The 2,939-nt window shown below is 52.6% G+C and carries 3 protein-coding genes; 2 read left to right on the top strand and 1 reads right to left on the bottom strand.

Going from position 1 to position 2,939, the window contains the following annotated elements:
• Window positions 1-307: 307 nt before the first annotated feature.
• The gene (locus tag PAT3040_RS31210) at window positions 308-1,258 is read left to right on the top strand and encodes an MFS transporter (RefSeq protein ID WP_258235250.1); all 951 of its coding nucleotides are present in this window, start codon (window positions 308-310) and stop codon (window positions 1,256-1,258) included.
• Between the two features lie 28 nt (window positions 1,259-1,286).
• A complete protein-coding gene (locus PAT3040_RS31205) occupies window positions 1,287-2,426 on the top strand; it encodes a YfbR-like 5'-deoxynucleotidase (protein ID WP_108995738.1) in 1,140 nt (379 codons plus the stop codon).
• Between the two features lie 267 nt (window positions 2,427-2,693).
• Here the strand turns inward: PAT3040_RS31205 and PAT3040_RS38200 are convergent.
• On the bottom strand, window positions 2,694-2,939 hold a 246-nt coding region (locus tag PAT3040_RS38200), incomplete at its 5' end, for a hypothetical protein (protein WP_219930339.1).

The following is a 2,939-nucleotide window of genomic DNA, read 5'->3' as shown; positions in this document are numbered from 1 at the left end:
ACGCAATACTACGACTACCTAAGCAAGCATTAGCATGTCTCCGGATTTAGGGGGTCTAACCGAATATGGCCGACATCCTGTATACGATGGCGCTCACCGTGATGGTCCTGAATCAGACGGACAGCTTGATCTCGGCCACGCTCGTACCGCTCATACGTGGAGCCATGGGGATGATCAGCGGCTCCGTTGCTTCTCTTTTAATGGCTAGGATCAAACTGACGCGCCTGTTATTCGTCTCGCAGCTTGGACAATTCGTTGTATTCTCGTTGTTGGTATTATATCTTTGGAATAGAGGGGATTCGTCCTATTGCCTGTTCTGCTCCTCGTGTCCGCTCTGTCATTCCTGGACGGCTGGACAACGCCATCCCGCAACTCGCTGGTACCGCGGTTAGTCGGGTCGGACAGCGGACTGATGAAGGCGAACGGCATGTTGTCCGTCAGCGACCAGATCGTGCAATTCGCCGGTTGGGGACTTAGCGGTGTCGTCGTCGTCCTGATCGGCACCAGTAATACCATGCTCGCGGCTGCTGCTATATACGGATTGGCCGCCTCGTTGACCTTGCGAATTCATGAGACGGCTGTGGAGAGTAACGGTGGCGAAAAGTCACCAGCCAGAAGCAATCGGAACATTCTGATCGAGGGCTGGCAGCTTATATGGAGAGTGCCAAGGCTGCGCATCCTCACGTTTATGGACGTATCGGACATGATCGCGAATTCGGTGTGGGCAGGAGCCTTCTTGCTTGTTTATGTGCAACAGGTTCTGGAGCGTGGCGATGAATGGTGGGGTTTCATTAATGCCGCCTACTTCTCGGGAACCCTGCTCGGCGGAATCATCGTGGTATCCTTGGTAGAGAAGTTAAGTTGTCGTATTTATTCTTACATGCTGGTTGGCATGATCGGGTACAGTTTGTTCATCTACCTATTCGCATTCAACCAATCGCCATGGCTTGCCCTTTTATTCGTCGTGCTGTGCGGACCGTTCGCAGAGCTTGCTATGGTGAGCCACAAGACGCTTCTTCAGCGCAGCCTGGATAAGGCAAGGCTGCCGCAATTATTTTCCGCGCAGAACGTGTTGCTCAATCTGTTCTTCTGCTTGTCGCTGCTGGGCATGGCATGGATTGCGGAGACGTTTGGCATTGTACCATTGTTCGTATTCGCCGCTTGTCTGACATCGTTAACTGTCGTGATCGGACTGCTCAGCTATAAAGTATTTCATCGTGCGGAAGAGACCGGACAGGAGTCCGCGAGCACGTTATGATTTCAATTGATGTGGAGGGGAATCAGTCTTGAAGAACAGCTCATTCACCAATGCCATCATTCAGATGCAATACGTGTCCAGGTGGAAGGAATTCTCCCCCCGTTACAAGGACAACGCCGCCAGCCACAGCTTCCGATGCGCATCCATTGCTATTATGGCCGGCATCATAGAGGAGCGTGTATTCGGCAATCCGCTGAACAAGCTTCAACTCGCGGCGCGGGCGTTGCTGCATGATTTGAACGAGACGGTTACGGGCTCCATCAAATACGTGACCAAAAAAGACGCTCATGTCGCAGACCATATCCGCAAGCTGGAGACCGAGGTTAGCAAGGAGATCGTGTCGTACCTCTCCCGTTCGCTCCAGCCTCACTTCTACGACTACATCGTCGATGCCGAGGATGAATCCTATATCGGCCGGCTCGTGCAAGCGGTCGATTCCTTCGATGCGATGCTGTTCTGCATGCGCGAATACGAGCTGGACGCCAATCCGTATTTTGCTTCGAAGTACGAGCAATTGCGGGCCGAGCTTGCCGCCTCATCCTGCCCCTCAATCGTCTGGCTGCTGCAGGCGTTGGACACCGATGCCGGCGTGCGGCAGTTTCTCGATCACATCCTGAACCTGGATCTCATCGAACGTTGGGGCGGCAGCTTTAATCTGATCCCCGACAACGACGCCACGCATTCCTTCCGCGTTGCCGCTATGTCTCTGTTTAACGGATTGCTCGAGACGGAACGATTTGGACGTCCGGGCATCGATCTTTACAAGCTGCTCGGCAAGTCGGTCATGCACGACATCGTGGAAGGCGTCAGCGGCGATGTCGCGTCGCCGATCAAGAAATCTTCCTCCGTTATACGCGAGGCGTTTGAGCGTTATGAGCAGGAAGTCGCGCGCAAAATGGTGGAGCAGCTCCCTTCATTTTTCCACGACGAAATGATGGATTTCCTCGTGAATGCGAAGGACGACACCTACGAGGGCGAACTCGTGGACATCGCCGACAAGCTCGACGCGCTCATCAAAAGCAATCTGGAGATGCGCAACAACCCGCATTACGGGGAAAAGTATTACGGACAGCTCGTGCATATCCAGCATCATTACGAGAATCCTTGCGTCATCTTCTTCCTCGCCTACATTCTGCATGATCTGACTTACGACCATTTCGTTCGGTGAGGACGTTTTGTTTCGGGGAAGCTAGTTTGTGCGGGGACGACGGTTCATCGGTGGTTGGCAAGTGCTGCCATAGCCTCTGCTAGTAAGCGAGCAGCTTGAGCAAGTATCGATGCGCTTGACCTGCGGTCTGCGCGTGGACGACGGTTTGGTGCAAGGGATGGTAGTTTGTGCGGATGACGGTTTGGTGCGCGAAGGTTGTTTGTGCGGGGATGTTTGTTTGGTGTGGAAAGGTAATTAGTGTCCTCGTAGGTAGAAGTACCGTGAAAGTTATTTAGCAAAAACACTTAAGGTGCCGTTATTGGGATATCTGATGGCGATATGCAATTGTACGTTAGAATGATCTTCCATGTTTAAATCACTTTCATACCAGCTACGATACCTTTGTTTCTTCTTTAGATCGCAGCCTAGATGCGCCTCGACAACACGGCGGATTTTTACGTTATATCCTGCAAGGGACGAGCAATGTGAAATAGCGAGTACAATGGAGCGATGGTGGGCGGGGACGAGCGAATA

It is taken from the genome of Paenibacillus agaridevorans (assembly GCF_003112455.1).
GTDB lineage: Bacteria > Bacillota > Bacilli > Paenibacillales > Paenibacillaceae > Pristimantibacillus > Pristimantibacillus agaridevorans.
The sequence above is the reverse complement of the archived record's forward strand: the minus strand, read 5'-3'. Positions and strand labels throughout refer to the sequence as shown.